At 63.9% G+C, this 18,180-nt stretch carries 18 protein-coding genes and 1 riboswitch; of the genes, 9 read left to right on the top strand and 9 right to left on the bottom strand.

Annotated features, from left to right (window positions below; all coding sequences use genetic code 11):
• The first annotated feature begins 16 nt into the window (after positions 1-16).
• Together ASD58_RS06565 and cysM are read left to right on the top strand one after the other, a co-directional pair.
• Positions 17-577, top strand: a complete 561-nt coding sequence (locus ASD58_RS06565; RefSeq protein ID WP_057260290.1) for a GNAT family N-acetyltransferase — start codon at positions 17-19, stop codon at positions 575-577.
• 23 nt (positions 578-600) lie between these two features.
• Positions 601-1,503: a cysteine synthase CysM gene (cysM, locus tag ASD58_RS06560; RefSeq protein ID WP_057260289.1), complete on the top strand. Its 903-nt coding sequence runs from the start codon at positions 601-603 to the stop codon at positions 1,501-1,503.
• Positions 1,504-1,555: 52 nt separating this feature from the next.
• Here cysM and ASD58_RS06555 read toward each other — a convergent pair whose 3' ends face one another.
• The 5 genes from ASD58_RS06555 to ASD58_RS06535 all read right to left on the bottom strand — a co-directional run bounded on the left by ASD58_RS06555 (position 1,556) and on the right by ASD58_RS06535 (position 7,163).
• Entirely contained in the window at positions 1,556-1,894 is a 339-nt protein-coding gene (locus ASD58_RS06555) for a hypothetical protein (RefSeq protein WP_057260288.1), read from the bottom strand.
• Between the two features lie 246 nt (positions 1,895-2,140).
• Positions 2,141-3,247 (bottom strand): lytic murein transglycosylase B, encoded by a 1,107-nt coding sequence (mltB, locus tag ASD58_RS06550; RefSeq protein WP_057260287.1) that lies wholly within the window; start codon positions 3,245-3,247, stop codon positions 2,141-2,143.
• On the bottom strand, positions 3,244-5,262 hold the full coding sequence (locus tag ASD58_RS06545; RefSeq protein ID WP_057260286.1) for a DUF3488 and DUF4129 domain-containing transglutaminase family protein: 2,019 nt from the start codon (positions 5,260-5,262) through the stop codon (positions 3,244-3,246). Before ASD58_RS06545 ends, mltB begins: the two co-directional genes overlap by 4 nt.
• Positions 5,259-6,218 carry a DUF58 domain-containing protein gene (locus ASD58_RS06540; protein ID WP_229209916.1) on the bottom strand — a complete coding sequence of 320 codons (960 nt, stop codon included), beginning with the start codon at positions 6,216-6,218 and terminating at the stop codon, positions 5,259-5,261. The genes ASD58_RS06545 and ASD58_RS06540 overlap by 4 nt, the downstream gene beginning before the upstream one ends.
• Positions 6,219-6,242: 24 nt before the next feature.
• Complete coding sequence (locus tag ASD58_RS06535) at positions 6,243-7,163, bottom strand: MoxR family ATPase (protein ID WP_057260284.1); 921 nt, start codon at positions 7,161-7,163, stop codon at positions 6,243-6,245.
• 73 nt (positions 7,164-7,236) lie between these two features.
• Here ASD58_RS06535 and ASD58_RS06530 point away from each other — a divergent pair, with 73 nt between their 5' ends.
• Genes ASD58_RS06530 through ylqF form a run of 3 tightly spaced genes read left to right on the top strand, consistent with a single transcriptional unit; the run spans position 7,237 to position 9,752 of the window.
• Complete coding sequence (locus ASD58_RS06530; protein ID WP_057260283.1) at positions 7,237-8,163, top strand: histone deacetylase family protein; 927 nt, start codon at positions 7,237-7,239, stop codon at positions 8,161-8,163.
• 1 nt (position 8,164) lies between these two features.
• Entirely contained in the window at positions 8,165-8,767 is a 603-nt protein-coding gene (locus ASD58_RS06525) for an energy transducer TonB (RefSeq protein ID WP_057260282.1), read from the top strand.
• Positions 8,768-8,804: 37 nt separating this feature from the next.
• Entirely contained in the window at positions 8,805-9,752 is a 948-nt protein-coding gene (ylqF, locus tag ASD58_RS06520; RefSeq protein WP_082565260.1) for a ribosome biogenesis GTPase YlqF, read from the top strand.
• Here ylqF and ASD58_RS06515 read toward each other — a convergent pair.
• The 3 genes from ASD58_RS06515 to ASD58_RS06505 are packed head-to-tail and all read right to left on the bottom strand — an operon-like array spanning position 9,749 to position 13,555.
• The gene (locus ASD58_RS06515; RefSeq protein ID WP_057260280.1) at positions 9,749-10,537 is read right to left on the bottom strand and encodes a class III extradiol ring-cleavage dioxygenase; all 789 of its coding nucleotides are present in this window, start codon (positions 10,535-10,537) and stop codon (positions 9,749-9,751) included. The two genes, ylqF and ASD58_RS06515, sit on opposite strands and share 4 nt — an antisense overlap.
• Positions 10,538-10,556: 19 nt before the next feature.
• Entirely contained in the window at positions 10,557-11,417 is an 861-nt protein-coding gene (locus tag ASD58_RS06510) for a hypothetical protein (RefSeq protein ID WP_057260279.1), read from the bottom strand.
• Positions 11,414-13,555: a M1 family metallopeptidase gene (locus ASD58_RS06505; protein ID WP_057260278.1), complete on the bottom strand. Its 2,142-nt coding sequence runs from the start codon at positions 13,553-13,555 to the stop codon at positions 11,414-11,416. The genes ASD58_RS06510 and ASD58_RS06505 overlap by 4 nt, the downstream gene beginning before the upstream one ends.
• A 47-nt stretch (positions 13,556-13,602) precedes the next feature.
• Positions 13,603-13,799, top strand: a riboswitch (cobalamin riboswitch).
• Positions 13,800-13,869: 70 nt separating this feature from the next.
• On the opposite strand from ASD58_RS06505, the gene ASD58_RS06500 reads away from it, so the two are divergent.
• From ASD58_RS06500 to ASD58_RS06490, 3 genes are all read left to right on the top strand, one after another.
• Positions 13,870-15,810 carry a TonB-dependent receptor gene (locus ASD58_RS06500; protein WP_057260277.1) on the top strand — a complete coding sequence of 647 codons (1,941 nt, stop codon included), beginning with the start codon at positions 13,870-13,872 and terminating at the stop codon, positions 15,808-15,810.
• Between the two features lie 116 nt (positions 15,811-15,926).
• Positions 15,927-16,583 carry a thiol:disulfide interchange protein DsbA/DsbL gene (locus ASD58_RS06495; RefSeq protein ID WP_229209915.1) on the top strand — a complete coding sequence of 219 codons (657 nt, stop codon included), beginning with the start codon at positions 15,927-15,929 and terminating at the stop codon, positions 16,581-16,583.
• A 3-nt stretch (positions 16,584-16,586) separates the two neighbouring features.
• A complete protein-coding gene (locus ASD58_RS06490) occupies positions 16,587-16,898 on the top strand; it encodes a hypothetical protein (protein WP_229209914.1) in 312 nt (103 codons plus the stop codon).
• Between the two features lie 74 nt (positions 16,899-16,972).
• Here ASD58_RS06490 and ASD58_RS06485 read toward each other — a convergent pair whose 3' ends face one another.
• A complete protein-coding gene (locus ASD58_RS06485; protein WP_057260275.1) occupies positions 16,973-17,470 on the bottom strand; it encodes a MarR family winged helix-turn-helix transcriptional regulator in 498 nt (165 codons plus the stop codon).
• 297 nt (positions 17,471-17,767) lie between these two features.
• Here ASD58_RS06485 and ASD58_RS06480 point away from each other — a divergent pair, with 297 nt between their 5' ends.
• Positions 17,768-18,082 carry a hypothetical protein gene (locus ASD58_RS06480; RefSeq protein ID WP_057260274.1) on the top strand — a complete coding sequence of 105 codons (315 nt, stop codon included), beginning with the start codon at positions 17,768-17,770 and terminating at the stop codon, positions 18,080-18,082.
• The last annotated feature ends 98 nt before the right edge of the window (positions 18,083-18,180 follow it).

Genomic DNA, 18,180 nt, shown 5'->3' with positions numbered 1-18,180 from the left:
CCTGCTATGATTTACCATGACCTTTACAATCCGGCCGCTGCAAGCAGAAGAATTGGCCGCCTTCTTTCATTACCTGAACGACCACCTGCTTGATAATGGACGCGATGGTGCTCCATTGTTCCAGCCTATGTCGCGCACCAGCGCCGGCTTCCCGCCGGAGAAGGTGAACGGTTTCAGTACCGGCCTGCAGGCCAGCTTCGGCCAGCAAGGCTGGCGCCGGGTCTGGGTCGCGCTGCGCGAAGGGGAAATCATCGGCCACATCGACTTGCGTTCGCGGCCCGAGGCGACGGCGCGCCATCGCTGCCTGCTAGGCATGGGCGTGCACCGCGCTGCGCGCCGCAGCGGGCTTGGCGCTGCACTGGTGAACACGGCAGCCGGCTGGGCGCGTGAACAGGGCCTGGAATGGGTGGACCTGGAGGTCCTGGCGGGCAATGCGCCGGCCCGTGGACTGTACCGGAAGTGCGGTTTCGTGCAGACTGGCGAGATTGCGGACCTGTTCCGGATTGACGGCGAAAGCCTGGGCTATGTCTTCATGTCCCTGCACCTCGCCGCCGAAGCGGATAAAATGGCCGTTTGACAGAACAATACATAGCAGGAACCATGGGATACAAAACAATCGCCGATACCATCGGTAACACGCCGCTGGTGCAGTTGGTACGCATCCCCGGCGCAGAAGCGGCCACGCGCGGCAATATCATCCTGGGCAAGCTGGAAGGCGACAATCCGGCCGGTTCGGTCAAGGACCGCGCCGCCATGTCGATGCTGCGCCGGGCCGAAGAGCGCGGCCAGATCAAGCCGGGCGACACCCTGATCGAAGCGACCAGCGGCAATACCGGCATCGCGCTGGCCATGGCTGCAGCCATCCGCGGCTACAAGATGATCCTGCTGATGCCGGAGAACCTGAGCGAAGAACGCCGCATGAGCATGGCCGCCTACGGCGCCAACATCATCCTGACGCCGAAAACCGGCGGCATGGAATACGCGCGCGACCTGGCCGAGCAGATGCAGAAGGACGGCAAGGGCATCATCCTCGACCAGTTTGCCAACGGCGACAACCCGCGCGCCCACTACGAGGGCACTGGCCCGGAAATCTGGCGCGATACCGAAGGCCGCGTCACGCATTTCGTGTCCGCCATGGGCACCACCGGCACCATCATGGGCGTGTCGCAATACCTGAAGGAACAGAACGGGAACGTGCGCATCATCGGCGCGCAGCCGGAAGAGGGCTCGTCGATCCCGGGTATCCGCAAATGGCCGGAAGCATACCTGCCGAAGATTTACGACAAGGCGCGCGTGGATCAGGTGGAATACGTGTCGCAGGCAGCGGCGGAACGCATGGCGCGCCGGCTGGCTGCTGAAGAGGGTATCTTCTGCGGGATTTCGGCAGCGGGTGCCTGTGAGATTGCGCTGCGCATTTCGCAGCAAGTGGAAAACGCGACGATCGTGTTCATCGTCTGCGATCGCGGCGACCGCTACCTGTCGACCGGGGTGTTCCCGGCCTGAGCGCAGCGGCGCTCACCCTCCCCGGGCGGGGAGGGTAAAGCAAGAACTGGAATCAGCCCTTGTTTTCGGAGCCGGCGCCTTCTTTCGGTTTGAACTGCTTGTCGCTGATGCGGAACTTATTGCGGCGGTCGCCCATCAGGTAGCGCAGGTCACGGATGCTCAGGTCGGAAACCTCGTGCATGCGGATCAGCAGCGATGCGCCGACCGGCAGGCGGTGGTGGCGGATCTTGGAAATCACAGGCGGTGCGACCTCCAGAGCGCGCGACAGGGCCGCATCGTTCTTCAGGCGCAGGTTTTCGATCAGGGTGTCGAGCAGACGGTTCGGATTGTACTGCAGCAGATCATCGCCTTCCGACTCGTTGTTCATATCATTACCGACTTGGTTGGTCATGTCTTCTGTTCCTTCTCTAAAGTTGTCCTGCTAACGACCCAAATCCTGAGACGGATTCCTGTTTAACAAGTTTCATAATATATACACAATTGTACAACAGAGCGGTCAGCAGTACTTGCGTGCAACAAAAAATAGTATATTGCTCTCGAAACGCGTTGTCCTATCGCAACATTCTGAGAGAATTCTACCTGAATTTTTGTGTTAGGGTAATTCTATACTCTTGTATATCACACAAGTTACACGCAGTTACAAAGTTTCCTTCATTGAAAGCTTTACCGCGCGCCCGAATTCCACTACCGACATGGCATAGAAATAACTCCGGTTGTACTTGGTGATAGAAAAGAAGTTATTAGTGCCAACCCAGTACTCGGTCGGTTCCGAGCCGTTTTGCAGGTCGACCAGGCCGTACAAGCCGGGCGGCAGGTCGGCATCGGGGTGCACGCCGGCGGCCAGCAGGTCCGCGCCGCTGTATTGGGCTTCCAGGCCGGTGCCCAGGTATTTTTCCCAGGCTCGTTCGGGCGAGACGGTCGCCGGATATGCCAGCCGCGCCGGATCGTCGCGCTTCCAGCCGTGGGCCACCAGGAAGTTGGCGACGCTGCCGATGGCATCGGCAGGAGAATTGCGCAGGTCGACCTTGCCGTCACCGTCGAAGTCGACGCCTAACTGGTAGATATTGCTTGGCATGAATTGCGGCATGCCGACCGCACCCGCATAGGAGCCAGTCAGCGACAGCGGATCGATCCCGGACTGGCGCGCCGACACGATGGCCGCTTCCAGCTCGCCGCGGAAGAATTCCATGCGCGCCTCGCGGTTCGGTGTCAGGGGATAGGAAAAGGCGAGGGTGGCCAGCACGTCGAGCACGCGGAACCTGCCCATGTCGCGGCCGTAGATAGTTTCCACGCCGATAATGCCGACGATGATTTCAGCCGGCACGCCGTACAGCGCTTCGGCGCGTGCCAGGGTGTCGCGGTTGGCGTTCCAGAATTCGACGCCGGCATTGATGCGCTTTGGTTCGATGAAGCGGCTGCTGTAGGCTTGCCAGTTTTTTGGCTTGCCCGGCGGCGCCGGTTTCATCAGCTGCACCGCGGCGTCGATATAGCGCAGTTCAAGGAACAGCTTCTCGGATTCGGCGACCGGCACGCCATGCTTCATTTCCAGATCGCCCATGAACTGCTGCACGTCCTTCCACTGGCCGAAGTTGACGAACTCGCCGCTGTAGTCGATCGCTGGTTTTTTTGGCGCTTTCTTGATCCTGGCCGGCTTGTGGATGGCGGCATCGGCAGCCGGCGCCAGGGCCAGGCCGAAGCAGGCCATGGCCAGCGCGGAGGTGGGGAATTTCTTTAAAAATCTCATCGGGATTGTTTCAGCAAACTGTTCAGCCGTGCGAGCGGCTCATTGTCTCGTTGCGCTGCCGGTGGCCCATATTTGAGCGCGCCATACAGCTCCAGGAATCCTGTCATGGCAGCTATTTTCTCGCGCGGCAGGTTCGATTGCCGCACGCGTTGGGCCAGGGCCAGCGGGCCTTCGTCCGGCGCCTTGTCCACGCCATGCCGCAGCAGCTGGCGGCAGAAGGCGAGGTAGGCCGCATCGACCGGATCGCGCGCGCGCCCGGTGCGGCGGTATTTCACCAGCAGCGCCAGTGCGGCGCACAGGGCCAGGCCCGCCAGCAGGCGCCAGTCGCCAAAGGAGGCGGCCAGTTCTTTGAGGAAATCTTGCTGCCTGTTTGGATTGTAATCGAGGATCCATTGATTCCAAGCATTATTCATCGCGCTGGCGCCAAAACGCAGCTTCGCCAGCCAGGAGTTCTGGTCGCGCGCCAGGTCGGCCAAGCCTTGCAAACCGAAAGGCGCTGATTGCGGTAAGGCCTGCGCCAGGCTGCTGCGGATGCGCTCCGGCGCGACGGCGGCGGTCGGGTCGAAGCGCGTCCAGCCGCGCTGGGGGCCGAGCCAGACTTCGGCCCAGGCATGGGCATCGGACTGGCGCACCGTGTAATAGCCGTCGACCGGATTCAGTTCGCCGCCCTGGTAGCCATTCACCACGCGCGCCGGCAAGCCGGCCGCGCGCATCACATAAACGAAGGCGCCGGAATAGTGTTCGCAGAAACCCTTGCGCGTATCGAACAGGAATTCGTCGATTTCATCGCGGCCAAGCTGGCCTGGCTCCAGCGTGTATTCAAAGCCTTTGCGGAACATGTCCAGCACGGCGGCGATGGCGGCATCGTCGCCGCCGACGGCGCGCAGGGCCTGTATTTGCGCGGCAAAGCGCAGCGTGCGCGGATTGAATCCCTGCGGGAGCTGCAGCCAGCGTTCCAACGCTTGCGGCGCCAGGCCTGGCTGTGCCAGGTAAGCCGGGTGTGCCACGGAACTGTAGCGCAGGCGCTTGTCGCTGCCGGCCTGCACCAGTTGTTCCAGCTCGCTTGTGTACGAAACTTCGGCGCCGTCGGCCCGCGCTCCCGGTTCGCTGAGCTCCAGCATGAACAGGAACTGGCGCCGCCCCGGCTCCAGCGTCACCTCATAGGAATAGGCGGGGTTTTTCAAGTCCAGTTGCCGGGCCAGGCGCAGCTCGGCGATCGGATACAAGGTCAGGCCGATGCGGGTCCAGGCGCGGCCATCGTAGTGGCTCAGCACCGGGCCGCGCCAGTAAAGCTGTTGCTGCGGCGGCGCGGCGCCATCGAAGCGGGCGCGGAATGCCACTTCTTCCGACAGCGCCAGGCTGGTCATGGAGCCCGGCGACATCGTATCGGCCATGCCGCTCTTGCCGCCGGCATCGCCCGGCAGGCCCCACAGCGGTCCCTGGATGCGCGGGAAGCCGACAAACAGCAGCACGCCCAGCGGCGCTGCGACCAGGAAGATGCGGGCGGCCAGTTTCAGCCGCACGGCCAGCGGCGGCACGGCAGCGGTGAACTGGAAGGTGATCTGCGCCGACAGCAGCGCGATGATGGTGGCGATCATCACCAGCGCGGTGAGGATCGATTGCGAGTAGAAGAAGTTCGTCAGCAGCAGGAAGAAGCTGAGGAAGATCACCACGAACAGGTCGCGCCGCGCGTGCATTTCCAGCAGCTTGAAGGTAAGCAGCAGGGCCAGCATGGTGACGCCCGCTTCGCGTCCGAGCAGGGTGCGGTAGGTCAGGTAGACGCCGCCCATCGCCAGCACCGATACCGGCAGCAGCAGCCACATTGGCGGCAGGCGGCTGCCGCGCAGGGTAATGGCGCCGCGCCAGCCGAGGGTCAGGCAGACCGTGGCCGAAGTCCACAACGGCAGGTGGCCGAAGTGGGGCGCCAGTACCATCAAGGCCGCCAGCACGAGCAGCAGGGTATCGGCCTTGTCGCGCGTCAGGCGGCTGGCGATGCCGGCCAGGCGGGCGATCATGCGCCCTCCTTGCCGTACAGGGCCAGCGCGCGCAGGCAGTTGGCGCAATGCGCTTCACCCAGGCCTTGCGCGATTTCGCGGCGGCCGATATGGAGGGCATAGGGCAGGGCGCGCCGCTCCGCTTCCAGCACCCAGGCCGTGAGCCGCGACAGGCGCACTTCCATATCGAGCAGCGGCGGCAGCGCCTCCAGGTCGAGCAGCAGGTCGGACACCGCGCCGCCTTCGAAATGCTTGCTCACCAGGTTGCCGCCGTCGGCCGGGTGCAGGCGCGCGATCTGGCGCCAGGCCAGGTGGCGCATCGGGTCGCCCGGCTGGTAGCTGCGGATGCCGGAGAAATTATCCAGGCCCACGGTGCCGTAGCCATCCTCGCTCGCGGCGCCGGTGGTGGGCAGGGGTGGCGCCGCCACTTCCGGCTGCGGATAGGCCAGCACTTTCAGGTCCGGCTGCCAATACGACCAGGCGCCGAACAGGCCAAGCGGGAAGCGGGTGAACAGGCGCACGCGCGGCGCCGGCAGCCAGCCGCGCTGCGTGGTAGGGCGCGACAGCACCACCGCGGCACTGCCCCTGGCCTCCACGTCGACGGCCTGGCGCGGCTCGCCTTCGTCCTGGAAGCCGAGCCAGATGGCGTAGCGGCTGCGCGGCGTGCTGTTGCGCACATGCAGTTCGAACTGGGCTTCGTCGCCGGCAAACACCGGCTGCGCGCGGCCAGGCGCCAGGTGCAGGAAGGCCAGGTTCTTGGCCGTCATGTACATGTCGACGATGGCACAGGACCCGGTGAAAAAGGTCAGCACGAAGCCAAGGCCAAGGTTGTAGTTGACGGAACCGATCAGCATGATCAGCAGCAGGCCGACAAAGGCCAGGCCTGGCCTGGTCGGCAGGATGAAGACGCGGCGCATCACGAGCTGCACCTCGCCCGGCTCCTTTTCCTTCAGCTGGAACAGCCAGCGGTCAAGCATTCTCCTTGCTGGAGCAAGCATGGCTTATACCGGTACCGACTTTTGCAGTTGCAGCACCAGGTCGCGGCTGGCCAGCGCAGTGCCGTGCGAAGACTTGAGCGGGCGCAAACGGTGCGCACACACCGGCACCAGCACGGCCTGCACGTCTTCCGGCATGACGTGGTCGCGCCCTTCCAATGCGGCCCAGGCACGCGCAGCCTGCAGCAAGGCCAGCGCGGCGCGCGGGCTCAGTCCTTCGGCAAAGAAGCCGTTCTGGCGCGATGCCTGCGCCAGCGCTTGCACGTAATCGATCAGCGCCGGCGCGGCGTGGATCTGGCGCAGCGACTGCTGCGCGGCGAACAGTTCGGCCGGCGTCATGGCCGGCGCCAGGTGCTTGAGGATCTGGCGGCGGTCCTCGCCCATCAGCAGCGCGCGCTCGGCGGCCGCGTCGGGATAGCCGAGCGAGATGCACATCAGGAAGCGGTCGAGCTGCGATTCCGGCAGCGGAAAGGTGCCGACCTGGTGGGTCGGGTTCTGCGTCGCGATCACGAAGAACGGCTCGGGCAGCGGGCGGGTCACGCCGTCGGCCGAGACCTGGCGCTCTTCCATCGCTTCCAGCAGGCCGGATTGGGTCTTCGGCGTGGCGCGGTTGATTTCGTCGGCCAGCAGCACTTGCGTGAAGATCGGGCCGGGGTGGAAGCTGAAGGCGTTCAGCTCGCGTTCATAGATCGAAACGCCGGCCACGTCGGCCGGCAGCAGGTCGCTGGTGAACTGGATGCGGTTGAACTGCAGGCCCAGCGACAGCGCCAGGGCATGCGACAGCGTGGTTTTGCCGACGCCCGGCAGGTCTTCCAATAGCAGGTGGCCGCCGGCCAGCAGGCAGGTCAGCGACTGGCGCACTTGCAACTCCTTGCCGACGATGACCTGGCCGACCTGGCGTGCTACGGCGTGTAATTTGGTATACATGGTTTTGGTACGTGGTTTGGTGGACCTGCCGCCGCATGGTAGATTACTCGCATTCTATGCGAGAACGCGATTCATGAGCACAGCAATTTACAGCCATCCCGACTGCCAGCGCCACGAAATGGGGGACTGGCATCCCGAATGCCCGGCGCGACTGCAAGCCATTGCCGACCAGTTGATCAACGCCCACATCGACGACCTGCTGGAACACCGCGACGCGCCGCTGGCCGACGAAGCTTCGATCGCGCGCAACCATACCGCCAATGCCATCGCCATCGTGCGCGACCACCTGCCGGCTGCAGGCGACTACTACCCGATCGACGGCGACACCTCGCTCAACGCGCATAGCTGGAATGCGGCGCGGCGTGCGGCTGGCGCTGCGATTGCGGCCACCGATGCGGTGATCGACCGCGAGATCGATAACGCTTTCTGCGCAGTGCGCCCGCCAGGCCACCATGCGCGGCCGATCGAACCGATGGGCTTCTGCCTGTTCAATAATGTGGCAATCGCCGTCAGGCACGCCCTTGACGTGCGCGGCCTGGAACGCGTGGCTGTGGTGGACTTCGACGTCCATCACGGCAACGGCACTGAAGAAGCGCTGCTCAATGAGCCGCGCGCGCTGATGGTGAGCTTCTTCCAGCACCCGTTCTATCCGTATTGCGAAGTGCTGCCGGAGACGCCAAACCGCGTCAACGTGCCGGTGCCGGCCGGCTCCAGGGGCGATACCGTGCGCGCGCTGGTGCAGGAGAAGTGGCTGCCGGCGCTGCATGCGTTCAAGCCGCAGATGATCTTCATCTCCGCCGGCTTCGACGCCCACCGCGAGGACGACCTGGGCGGCATGGGGCTGGTGGAGGCGGATTATGCATGGATGACGCAGCAGGTGATGGAGGTCGCGCGCCAGCACGCGCAAGGCCGCATCGTGAGCTGCCTGGAAGGCGGCTACAACCTGTCGGCCCTGGGCCGCAGCGTGGTCGCCCATGTGAAGGCCCTGGCCGAGATCTGAGATGCTGTCGTTGCTGCTTGCGCTGGCCGGTGCCAGCGCCTTTCCCTATGAGTCGCTGGCCACGCCGGCCAGTTGCACGCTGCCCGAGTGGCCGCGCGAAGCCGTGCGCTACGAAATCGAAGGCAGCACCGCGCTGCAATTCCAGGTCGGCGCCGATGGAGCGGTGCGCAACGCGGAAGTGAAGCAGGGCAGCGGCTGGACCATCCTGGACCAGGCGGCGCTGGCCGGCCTGGCGCGCTGCCGCTTCAAGCCCGGGCTGGCCGCGGCACGCGATGGGACGGTGTTCCCGCTGCAGTATGCGTGGACGCTGGAAGGCCCGGCGCCGTTGCGGCCCATGCTGCTGCCTGGCAGTTGCGGCCCGTCGCAGCGCTTCCTGCGCTACGACAACCTGGACCAGCGGCCCGATGGCCGCGCTTCCATCAAGCTGCGCTTCCTGGTCGACGCCGAAGGCAAGGCCCGGCGCATCGTGCCGGAAGCGGCGCATTTCGATGCCGCCGTGGTGCGCGATGCGGTGAACTGGCTGCAAACTTGTCGTTTCGGCATCTCGCCCAAGGCCAGCGGCGCCCGCACCGACACCTCGTTCGGCAGGGTGGTCTTGAGGTAAAATGGCGGATTGTTCATTCGATTCGTAAGGCAAGAGCATGTCTATCCAATGGTTCCCCGGGCATATGAACGCCGCCAAGAAAAAGGCGGCGGAACAGATGGCCGATGTCGATGTCGTCATCGAAGTGGTTGACGCGCGCCTGCCTGCGGCAAGCTGCAATCCGCTGGTGGACGAATTGCGCAAGTTCCGCCAGCGCCCTTGCCTGAAGATCCTGAACAAGATCGACCTGGCCGATCCGGATGCCACCGCGGCCTGGATCCGCCACTTCGAACAGGACAAGACCGTCACCGCTTACGCGATGACCACCAAGAAGCCGTCCGACGTGGCCAAGGTGATTGCCAAGGCGCGCAAGCTGGCGCCGCACCGCAATGAGCCGATCAAGCCGCTGCGCATGATGATCATGGGGATTCCCAACGTCGGCAAGTCGACCCTGATGAATGCGCTGCTCAAGCGCCGCGTGGCGAAAGTGGGCGACGAGCCGGCAGTCACCAAGCAGCAGCAGAAGATCTACCTCGACCTGGAGACGGTGCTGATCGATACCCCGGGCCTGCTGTGGCCGAAGATCGAGATGCCGTCCGACGGCATGGCGCTGGCGGCCTCGCACGCGATCGGCGCCAACGCGCTGATCGAGGAAGAAGTGGCGGTGTGGCTGGCGGAGGAACTGCTGAAGCGCTATCCGGAATTGCTGAAGGCGCGCTACAAGGCCGAGGTGTCGGCCATGGACGGCGTGGCGCTGATCGAGCGCGTGGCGCAGCTGCGCAGCTATCGCCTGCGCGGCGGCGACTGGGACTTCGAGAAGGCGTCGCACATGCTGCTGCAGGATTACCGCAGCGGCGCGCTGGGCCGCATTTCGCTGGAAACCCCGGCGACCCGCGCCGAGGCGCTGGCCATCCACGCGGAAGCGGAGCGCGTCAAGGCGGAAGAGGCGGAGCGCAAGGCTGCCGAGAAAGAGGCCGAGCGCATGAAGGGCAAGCGCGGTACCTAACCGAGCTTGAAGCTGCTGACCGCCAGCGCCCCCATGAAGCGGTCTTCGTGATACACCACCTCCGCGGCCGCATCCTCGGCCGCGCCCACCGCCACCATCAAGGGCAGCAAGTGTTCTTCACGCGGGTGCGCCATGCGCGCGGCCGGTGCACGCTCCCATTCCAGCAGGCGTGCCGTGCGTTCGGCCGGCGCTGCCGTCATGGTCTCGCGCAGCCAGCCATCGAACACGCGCGAAGCCTCGGCGCCGGCGGCGTTGAACGCGCGCAGGTTGTGGTAACTCAGGCCGCTGCCGACGACCAGGATCCCTTCATCGCGCAAGGGCCGCAGCAGGCGGCCGATTTCCAGGTGTTCGGCCGGGTCCAGCCCATGGCGCAGCGAGAGCTGCACGATCGGCACGTCGGCTTGCGGAAAGGCGGGATACATGGCACTGAAGGTGCCGTGGTCGAAGCCGCGTTCCGGATCGAGGCGGGCGCGCCCGCCAAGCAGCCCGGCCACGCGTGCAGCCAATTGCGGCGAACCAGGGGCAGGGTACTGGATCTGGTAAGTATGCGGCGGGAAGCCGCCGTAGTCGTAGATCATTGGCGGCCTGGCCGACGACGACACCAGGAAGTCGCGGCTCTCCCAATGCGCAGTGACGACCAGCAGGGCCAGCGGCTTGCCGCCGGCCTGGCGCGGCAGATCGCGCAGCGATGCATCCAGTTGGTCGTAAGCGTTGCCGAACTGGTCACGCATCCAGGGCCATGGGCCGCCGCCGTGGGAGAGGAAGAAGGTGGGCAAGGTAGTCATGCCCACCAATATACTCCGGTCAGCGATTCGCCGCTGACAGCGACATCAGCACAAACAGGCGCGCAGAACGCATCCACGCCATCGCCAGCACCACTAACTGCGCCAGCAGGAAGCCGGCCAGCAGCAGCAAGCCATTACTGCCGGCCACGTTAAAGCGCGCCAGCGCGAACAGGCCTGCCAGCAGCAGGCCTGCCACGGTCAGCAGCACATAGCTGCCGAGCATGGCGCCCGGGCGGCGCAACAGCAACTTGAGACCCGACCACCAGGCCTTGACGGCGGAAGTGCGGCGGCGGTCGATGGCCAATTGGGCACGCCCGGCATCCAATGTCAGGTTGACCAGGGCAATCAGCAGGACCGCCAGCACATTGGCAAACAGCGCCCAGTTGTCGGCGGCCGATTCGAGGATGGCTTTCTCGGCAAGACCCTGCACGCCGTCGCTCACGGCCCCTGCGACAGCCAGCGCCACGCCAAGCGGAACGACGGCCCACAACAGCATGCGGAACATGCGCGGGTATTCGCTCACGCCACCGGCAAACAGCTGGCGGAAAGTGGCGGTTTGCGCCGCCCGGCCGGCCGTGACGATCACGCCGGTGAGAAGGGGCGACAGTAGCAAGGTAAGCACCACTGCTGCGATCCCGCCAGCCTGCAGCGACAGGCTATTGCGCTTGAGTTCAGCCATGATGTCGGCCAGGGCCAGCACATCCAGCGACTTGGCCAGCTGCGGCGCCTGCATGGACTGGTCAAGGATGCCGGACAGTGAACTCCACATCGGCGCCGCGACCAGCAGGGCAGGCAGCAGTGCGGCAACGAGCCAGATCACCAGCAGCCGCCATTGCAGGGCGGCGCGGCTTGCGTTTTTCAGGTTGGCGGTCAGTTTCATAAGGTAGCGATGAAGGAGATCAGGGTCTGGACGATGGCGGCGAAGTCGAAGCTCCAGCGGCGCGCGGCGCGGCCGTCCCGCTTCACGGTGCGGCTGTCGTCGAGCTTGTTGACATCGAGGTAGTTCTTGCGGCCCGGGTCGATTTCGGCCGATACGGCCTTGCCTGGCCTGGTCCATTCGAAGGTTTGCCAGCGCTCCTCACCGCTCCATTGCACGGTTTCCTTGCTGCCGTCGGCAAAGGTGACGACCAGGGTTTGCGGCACGTCGGCGCCACGGCGGCGCACCGTGACCATGGTGTGGTAGGGGAAGGGGCCTTCGCCTTCTTTGGCATTCGGGTGCGCCTTCTTCCATGCCTTGCGCTGCTGCTCTTCGCGCTCCTCGGCCTGTTCCGACGTCAGCTCCACGTGCTTGCCGTTCTCCACCTGCACGCCCGGCAGCGGCACCACTTCTGCGCTGCTGAACTTGGCGATGCGGTCATCGACCCGGTTCACGCTGTACACCTGCTGCGCAAACACGCGATCGACCATTGCGCGGTTGCCGCTGACTTCACCCAATACTTCGCGGAAGTCGGCCACGCTGGGGTGGCGGAATTTCCAGCGGCGGTAGTATTCCTTGAAAGCGCGCCCCATCACCTCCTTGCCCAACTGGGCTTCCAGGTCGTGCATGGCGGTGGCGGTGCGGGAATACACCGGGCCGACGCCCTGCAGGCGATGGAATGCGCTGGCACCCAGCGGGTCGGCGGGCTCGTCGCGCGGACTCACGGCGCGTTCGACATGCCAGACGTCGAAGCGCGGCGCAAATCCGAGCTTGCTGAGGAAAGGCGTCGTGGCGCCGATCGTGCGATCCAGGTCGGCCAGCATGCGCGTATTCCAGTACTGGTTCAGGCCTTCGTCCAGCATCGGTTCCTCGAACTCGTTGCTGGCGAGGATGCCGTAAAAATAGCCGTGGCCGAATTCGTGGATGGTGACGAAGTCCAGTTCGAAGGCCCTGAGGGTACCGGGCGTGACGTCCTTGTAGGCGTCGGCGGTGAAGAAGGTCGGGTACTCCATGCCGGCCGCTTCGCGCGCGTTGTACGGCGGGATCACCACGGTGACCGTCTTGTAAGGATAGGGACCGAGCGTCTTCGAGAAGTAGTCGAGCGAATCCTTGGTGGCCTTCAGCGCGGGCGCTGCATTCGATGTGTATTCCGGCGGGTACAGCACCGTGATCTTCACTTGCGGGCTGCCGGTGCCGGTCCAGGTATCGGTCAGCGGCCTGGCCGTGCGGCTGTCGGCAGTCCAGGCGAAATCGTGCACGTCGCCCTGCACGAAGCGGTGGGTCAGCTTGCCGTCCTTTTCGACAGGCTGGCTTTGCAGCTCGCCGGTGGCGCCGACGGTATAGTCCTTCGGTACGGTCAGCCTGACGTCATAGCTGCCGAAATCGGCGTAAAACTCCGACTCGGCGTGGAATTCGTGCGCATTCCAGCGCGCCTGGGTGGCGCCGCGCTCGCCGGGCAACTCCAGCACGGCGATCTTGGGGAACCATTGCGCCACCAGGTGGAAGGTGCCGAAGTAGCCGGTGCGCGAGACGACGCGCGGCAACTGGTCGAAGAAGCTGATGTCGAGCGTGGTACTGGCACCCGGTGCAACAGCCTGCGGCAAGTCCATGCGCACTACGGTGCGGTCGGTCACCGGGCCGCCGTCCGGCTGCACGAATTTCCATGCCACGTTGGCGCCGTTCTGCTGCACGCTGCGCAGATCGATATAGCCCCAGTCGCCGTCCTTGGTATCGACCCCGGAACGGAACCCATTGCCGCTCTTGCGCTGCTCGGTGAAGTAGGTGCTGCCGGAATTCTGGAAGGCGTTCAGGTACAGGTGCATGTAGACGCTGCGAACCGGCTCGCTGCTGCGGTTGCGCCAGGTCAGGCGCTGCTTGCCGTCGATGGTGTGCTTGACCGGGTCGAGGCTGGCCTCGATCTGGTAGTCCACCACGCGGTCCGACAGGGTGGCTTCCTGGCCGGTGCGCATGCCGCCCCAGGCATTGGGGGCGCTGGGCACGGCGACCGCTTCGGCCCTGCGCGGCGCGGTCGGTATCTCGGCTTGCGGTGCTGCGGCGCCGGCCAGCAGGGCGATGGCGGCGAGCGCGATGAAAGTACGCATGGTTCTCCCATAACAATTTGGCAACGCGTCACTATAGCGCAAGCAGCGTATAATGTGGGCGCCTTGGTGCTCGTCCCCTGTTCATGGGGGCAGTTAAACGGGAAACGCATAGTGCTGCCCCCGCAACGGTAAGCAAGCGCCGTCGTCATGACGGCAGGCCGCGCCAAACAACCACTGCATCTGCAGGAAGGTGGAACGGTCAGTCTTGCCAGCCCGGATACCGGCCAGGGAGGTGGAAGCGCACCCGCACAGGGATCGTCTTCTGTGGATTCCGGCTGCGGGGAGGCAGGCGGAAAATACTCATTCAAACAGCCATGACCTTCATCACCTCGCGCTGCGCGCTTGCCGCAGCTATCGCCCTGTGCTTTGCCGCAGCAGCCCAAGCCCAATCGAACACCGTTGTCGTTTCCGGTTCCCGCTTCGCCAGCGATCCATCGCTGCTGCCGATCGGCGCCACTTCCATTTCCGCGGCAGACATTCGCCGCGCCGGCGTGACCGACGTCAACCAGGCGATCCGCAAGATCGGCGGCGTGTATGGGCGCCAGAGCCTGACCGGCAGCCCGGACTTCGGCCTCGACCTGCGCGGTTTCGGCACCAACAGCGACCAGAACGTGGTAATCGTGCTGGATGGCGTGCGCCTGAACGAAAACGAGCTGTCCAGCGCAACCCTGTCCACCATCCCGATCGACATGGTGGAGCGCATCGACATCATGCGCGGCGGCGCCAGCGTGCTGTATGGTGAAGGCGCCACCGGCGGCGTGATCCAGATCACCACCAAGCGCCCGCAAGCCGGCGAACGCAGCGGCAATGTGTTCACTGAACTGGGCCAGTTCGACAGCGGCGAAGTACGCGCCAGCGTGGTGCAGGGCTTCGACGATGTCGCTTTCGACGCATCGGCCGGCCACCAGCGCTCCGACAACTACCGCGACAACAATGAATTCAAGCAGTCGCGTTTCAACGGCGGCGTGAAGTTCAACACCGGCGTGGGCCGCTTCTCGCTGCGCGCCGATATCGCGCGCCAGGACCAGCGTTTCGCCGGCAGCCTGACAGAAGGCGAATTCAATGCCAATCCGCGCCAGACCCTGACCCCGAACGATTTCGGCAAGCTCGATAGCGACCGTTACACCGCCGCCTGGGAACACAAGATTGGCGCCTTCGACCTGGCAGCCGAACTGTCGCACCGCAAAAAAGAGGCGGAAGCCAGCTATTTCAGCCAGTTTGGCGTATTCCAGTCTGCCTACGACACCAGGCAGACCCAGTTCTCGCCGCGCGTGCGCCACTTGGGCCAGTTCGGCGGCCTGTTGAACGAGCTGGTAGCCGGTTTCGACTTCGGCCTCTGGAGCCGCATCACTCATACTGCCTTCTCCAACGACAAAGCATCCCAGCGCAATAAAGCGGTCTACCTGCGCGATGAAGTGAAATTCGCCGGCCCGCAGCAATTCCGCCTGGCGGCCGGCGTTCGACGCGAGCTGTTCGAAAAGGAATCGGTCAACCCGAACCCATTCATTGCTGACGCAGTGCTTGTCAAGCAAGCCAACAACGCCTGGGAAGTGCAGGGCAGCATGCTGGCCGCGCCAGGCCTGACCGCCTGGGCCAAGGCCGGCCAGAGCTACCGCGTCGCCAACTCCGACGAGAACGGCTTCACCGTGCAATCCAAGCCGCTGCAGACCCAGGCTTCGCACGATGCCGAAATCGGCCTCGGTTACGCGCAGGGCGCCGCCAAGATCGACGCGCGCATCTTCCGCCATAACCTGGACAACGAGATCTACTTCGACCCGACCGCGGGCACGTTCGGCGCCAACACCAACCTGGCGCCAACCCAGCGCAAGGGCTTCGAACTGGATGGCAGCTACCGTTTCGCGCCGGAATGGCAGGTACAGGGCCACTTCCAGCAGGTGGATGCCGAGTTCCGCTCCGGCCCTAACGCAGGCCGCGAACTGGCACTGGTGCCGAAAAACATCCTGACCGTGCGCCTGGCATGGCTGCCGTCCGACGGCCAGAGCGCCGACATCGGCGTGCAGCGCGTCGGCCAGCAGCGTTACGGCAGTGACTTCGACAATAGCTGCGACGCCCGCATGCCGGCCTACACCGTGGTCGATGGCCGCTATGCGCGCAAGTTCGGTCCATGGGAGCTGGCGGTGACCGCGCTGAACCTGTTCGACAAGGAGCACTTCAGCCAGGCTTTCAGCTGCCGCGGCGGCATTTACCCGAACAGTGGCCGCCAACTGAAAGTTTCGGCGCGTTACGACTTCTAAGCGCTTAAAGCTGGCTTAAATCAGCCCCGCTGGCGCCAATTTGGCCCGCGGGGCTGATCACGGGGCGCAAAAAATGGTAATCTCGCGGCGTTTACCATTTACCTGTAAGGATGACCATGCGTTTGCTGCGACTGCTGATTGCTTCTGCCGCCCTGATGTTCACCGCTGCCGGCGCCTATGCCGCCGAGCCGAAACAAGGCGTTGACTATACGGTCCTCGATACCCCCGTGCGCAGCGAAGCACAGGGCAAGAAGGTCGAGGTGGTCGAGTTCTTCATGTTCACCTGCCCGCACTGCAACGCGCTCGAGCCGCGCATGTCGGCCTGGGTCAAGCAGAACGCCGACAAGATCCACTTCCGCCGCATCCACTTCGCCCGTGGCGAAAAAGACCCGCTGGCACGCGCATACGTGACCCTGGAAACCATGGGCGCCACGGATGTCGCCAGCCAGAAGCTGTTTGACGCCATCCACAAAGAACACAAGCGCCTGATGCGCGAAGACGACGTGACCGGCGTGGTGGTCAGCGCCGGCGTCGACAAGGCCAAGTACGAAAGCGTCTACAAATCCTTCAGCGTCGAGTCTAAAATGAAGCGTATGGAGAGCATCATCGCCCAGTACAAGGTGGACAGTGCGCCAACCCTGGTGATTGATGGCCGTTACGTGACCTCCCCATCGATGGCCGGCCGTCCAAACCAGCCGGAAGAGCAGTCCCAGGCTGCCGCCCTGGCGGTTGCGGACTACCTGGTAGCCAAGGCTGCTGCGACCAAGAAATAAGACATGGACCAACGTGAAGAAGGCGTGATGCGTGCATTCCGGGAGTCGGCCCCTGACGAGGCCGGCCTGGTGCAACGCACCTGGGTCAACCACTTTGCCTGGACGCTGGTGGTCCTGTTGTCCGGGCTGGTGTTCTGGCTCGTGCTGGCCGTAGTGAATGCAGAGAACCAGCGCAATGCGCTGGCCAATATGCAATGCCGCGACCGCGTCTTCAAGGAAGAGATCGACCGCCAGTGCATGCTGAGCGTGCAATCACGCGAGCACTGGTGGCAGCACCTGTACTACGCCATGAAGCACACCAAGCCGCAGAAATAAAAAAATGGGGACGTACCCCATTTTCCCGCATTGCGGAAAAATGGGGTACGTCCCCATTTTTATGTCCTTGTTTTTTAAGCGGAGACGTCGAGGTTGGCGAGCTGGCGCTTGAAGAGCTGTTCCTGCACGCGGATGTCGTCGCCGTTGTAGCCGTCGTAAGCGCGGGTGGTGCGCGTCCAGACTTCCGGCATCACCTGTTCGATCAGGTTGCGGCCGGCGTCGGTCAGGGTAATCATCACGCAGCGGCGGTCGCCCGGGCGGTTGCCGCGGGTGATCAGGCCTTGCGCTTCCAGGTCATTGCAGACCCTGGTCAGGTTGGCCGGCTTTTCCATGCAGGCTTCGCCCAGGTTGGACGCGGTCGAAGTTTCATTCTCCGATCCATACAGCACCGCCAGCACCATGTAGCTGGCATCGACCAGGTCATACTTGCGCAATACCGAGTTCGCCAGATCCTTCATGCGTTTCTGGACGTGATAGGTCATGCGCAGCAGGCGTACCAAGTCTTCCGGGAATTCCGGGATGCGAGTATGAATGTTTTTCAGGCGCTTATTGGTTGCGTCAAAACTACTCATTCTGCAGGCACTCCTGTGCAATTTGTTCAAGCCTGAATTGTACTAGTGTTGACCTAAGGTAAATGCCTTTTTGATCTGCATCAAACCCCAAACGTAAGCTCCGTGCAAGGATGAGTTCCGTCTTTTTTGAAAGCTACATCTTGGGAAAACCTTATACCTAAAGGGGAAATTTGGTGCATTTGGTATATGGCCGAATATGTTTCAGCTTTATTGCCGATGTAACACAGTGTTGGCATCTTCCAACACTGCGCCGCCTGGCGCCTGAATTCGTTAAGTTAATGGAAACAGGAGGACACCATGTCAGGAACCAGTACTCTCGACCCCGACAATATGCCGGTCCAGCCTGACCGAGAGGTCAACAAGGGCCATGGCACCGGGGCGCTCGGCCCCAGCGATTCGTCCGACTCCGGCAGCGACCTGCAGGGCGCGCGCCCGCCAGGTCCCGGGGACAGCGAACTCGACAGCGATTCCGATGCCCAGGGCACCGGCGAGCGCGCCAGTGTCGGCCGCGATACGCCCGCGCCGGATGGCGGCGATATCGATGTCGACCACGTCGAATCGCTGCCCGACGCCAAACGGCAGGAACACGACGACGTCGAGCGCGGCAGCTAAATGCTGTTGCGGCAAGGCTACAGCAGGCCCGGGGCATAGGCGAAGGGAGGCGCGCACGAGCGTGCTTTCCTCTGGGGCGCCCACCCGCTCGATATCAA

The sequence above is a fragment of the Duganella sp. Root1480D1 genome, from assembly GCF_001427305.1.
GTDB lineage: Bacteria > Pseudomonadota > Gammaproteobacteria > Burkholderiales > Burkholderiaceae_D > Rugamonas.
The sequence above is the reverse complement of the archived record's forward strand: the minus strand, read 5'-3'. Positions and strand labels throughout refer to the sequence as shown.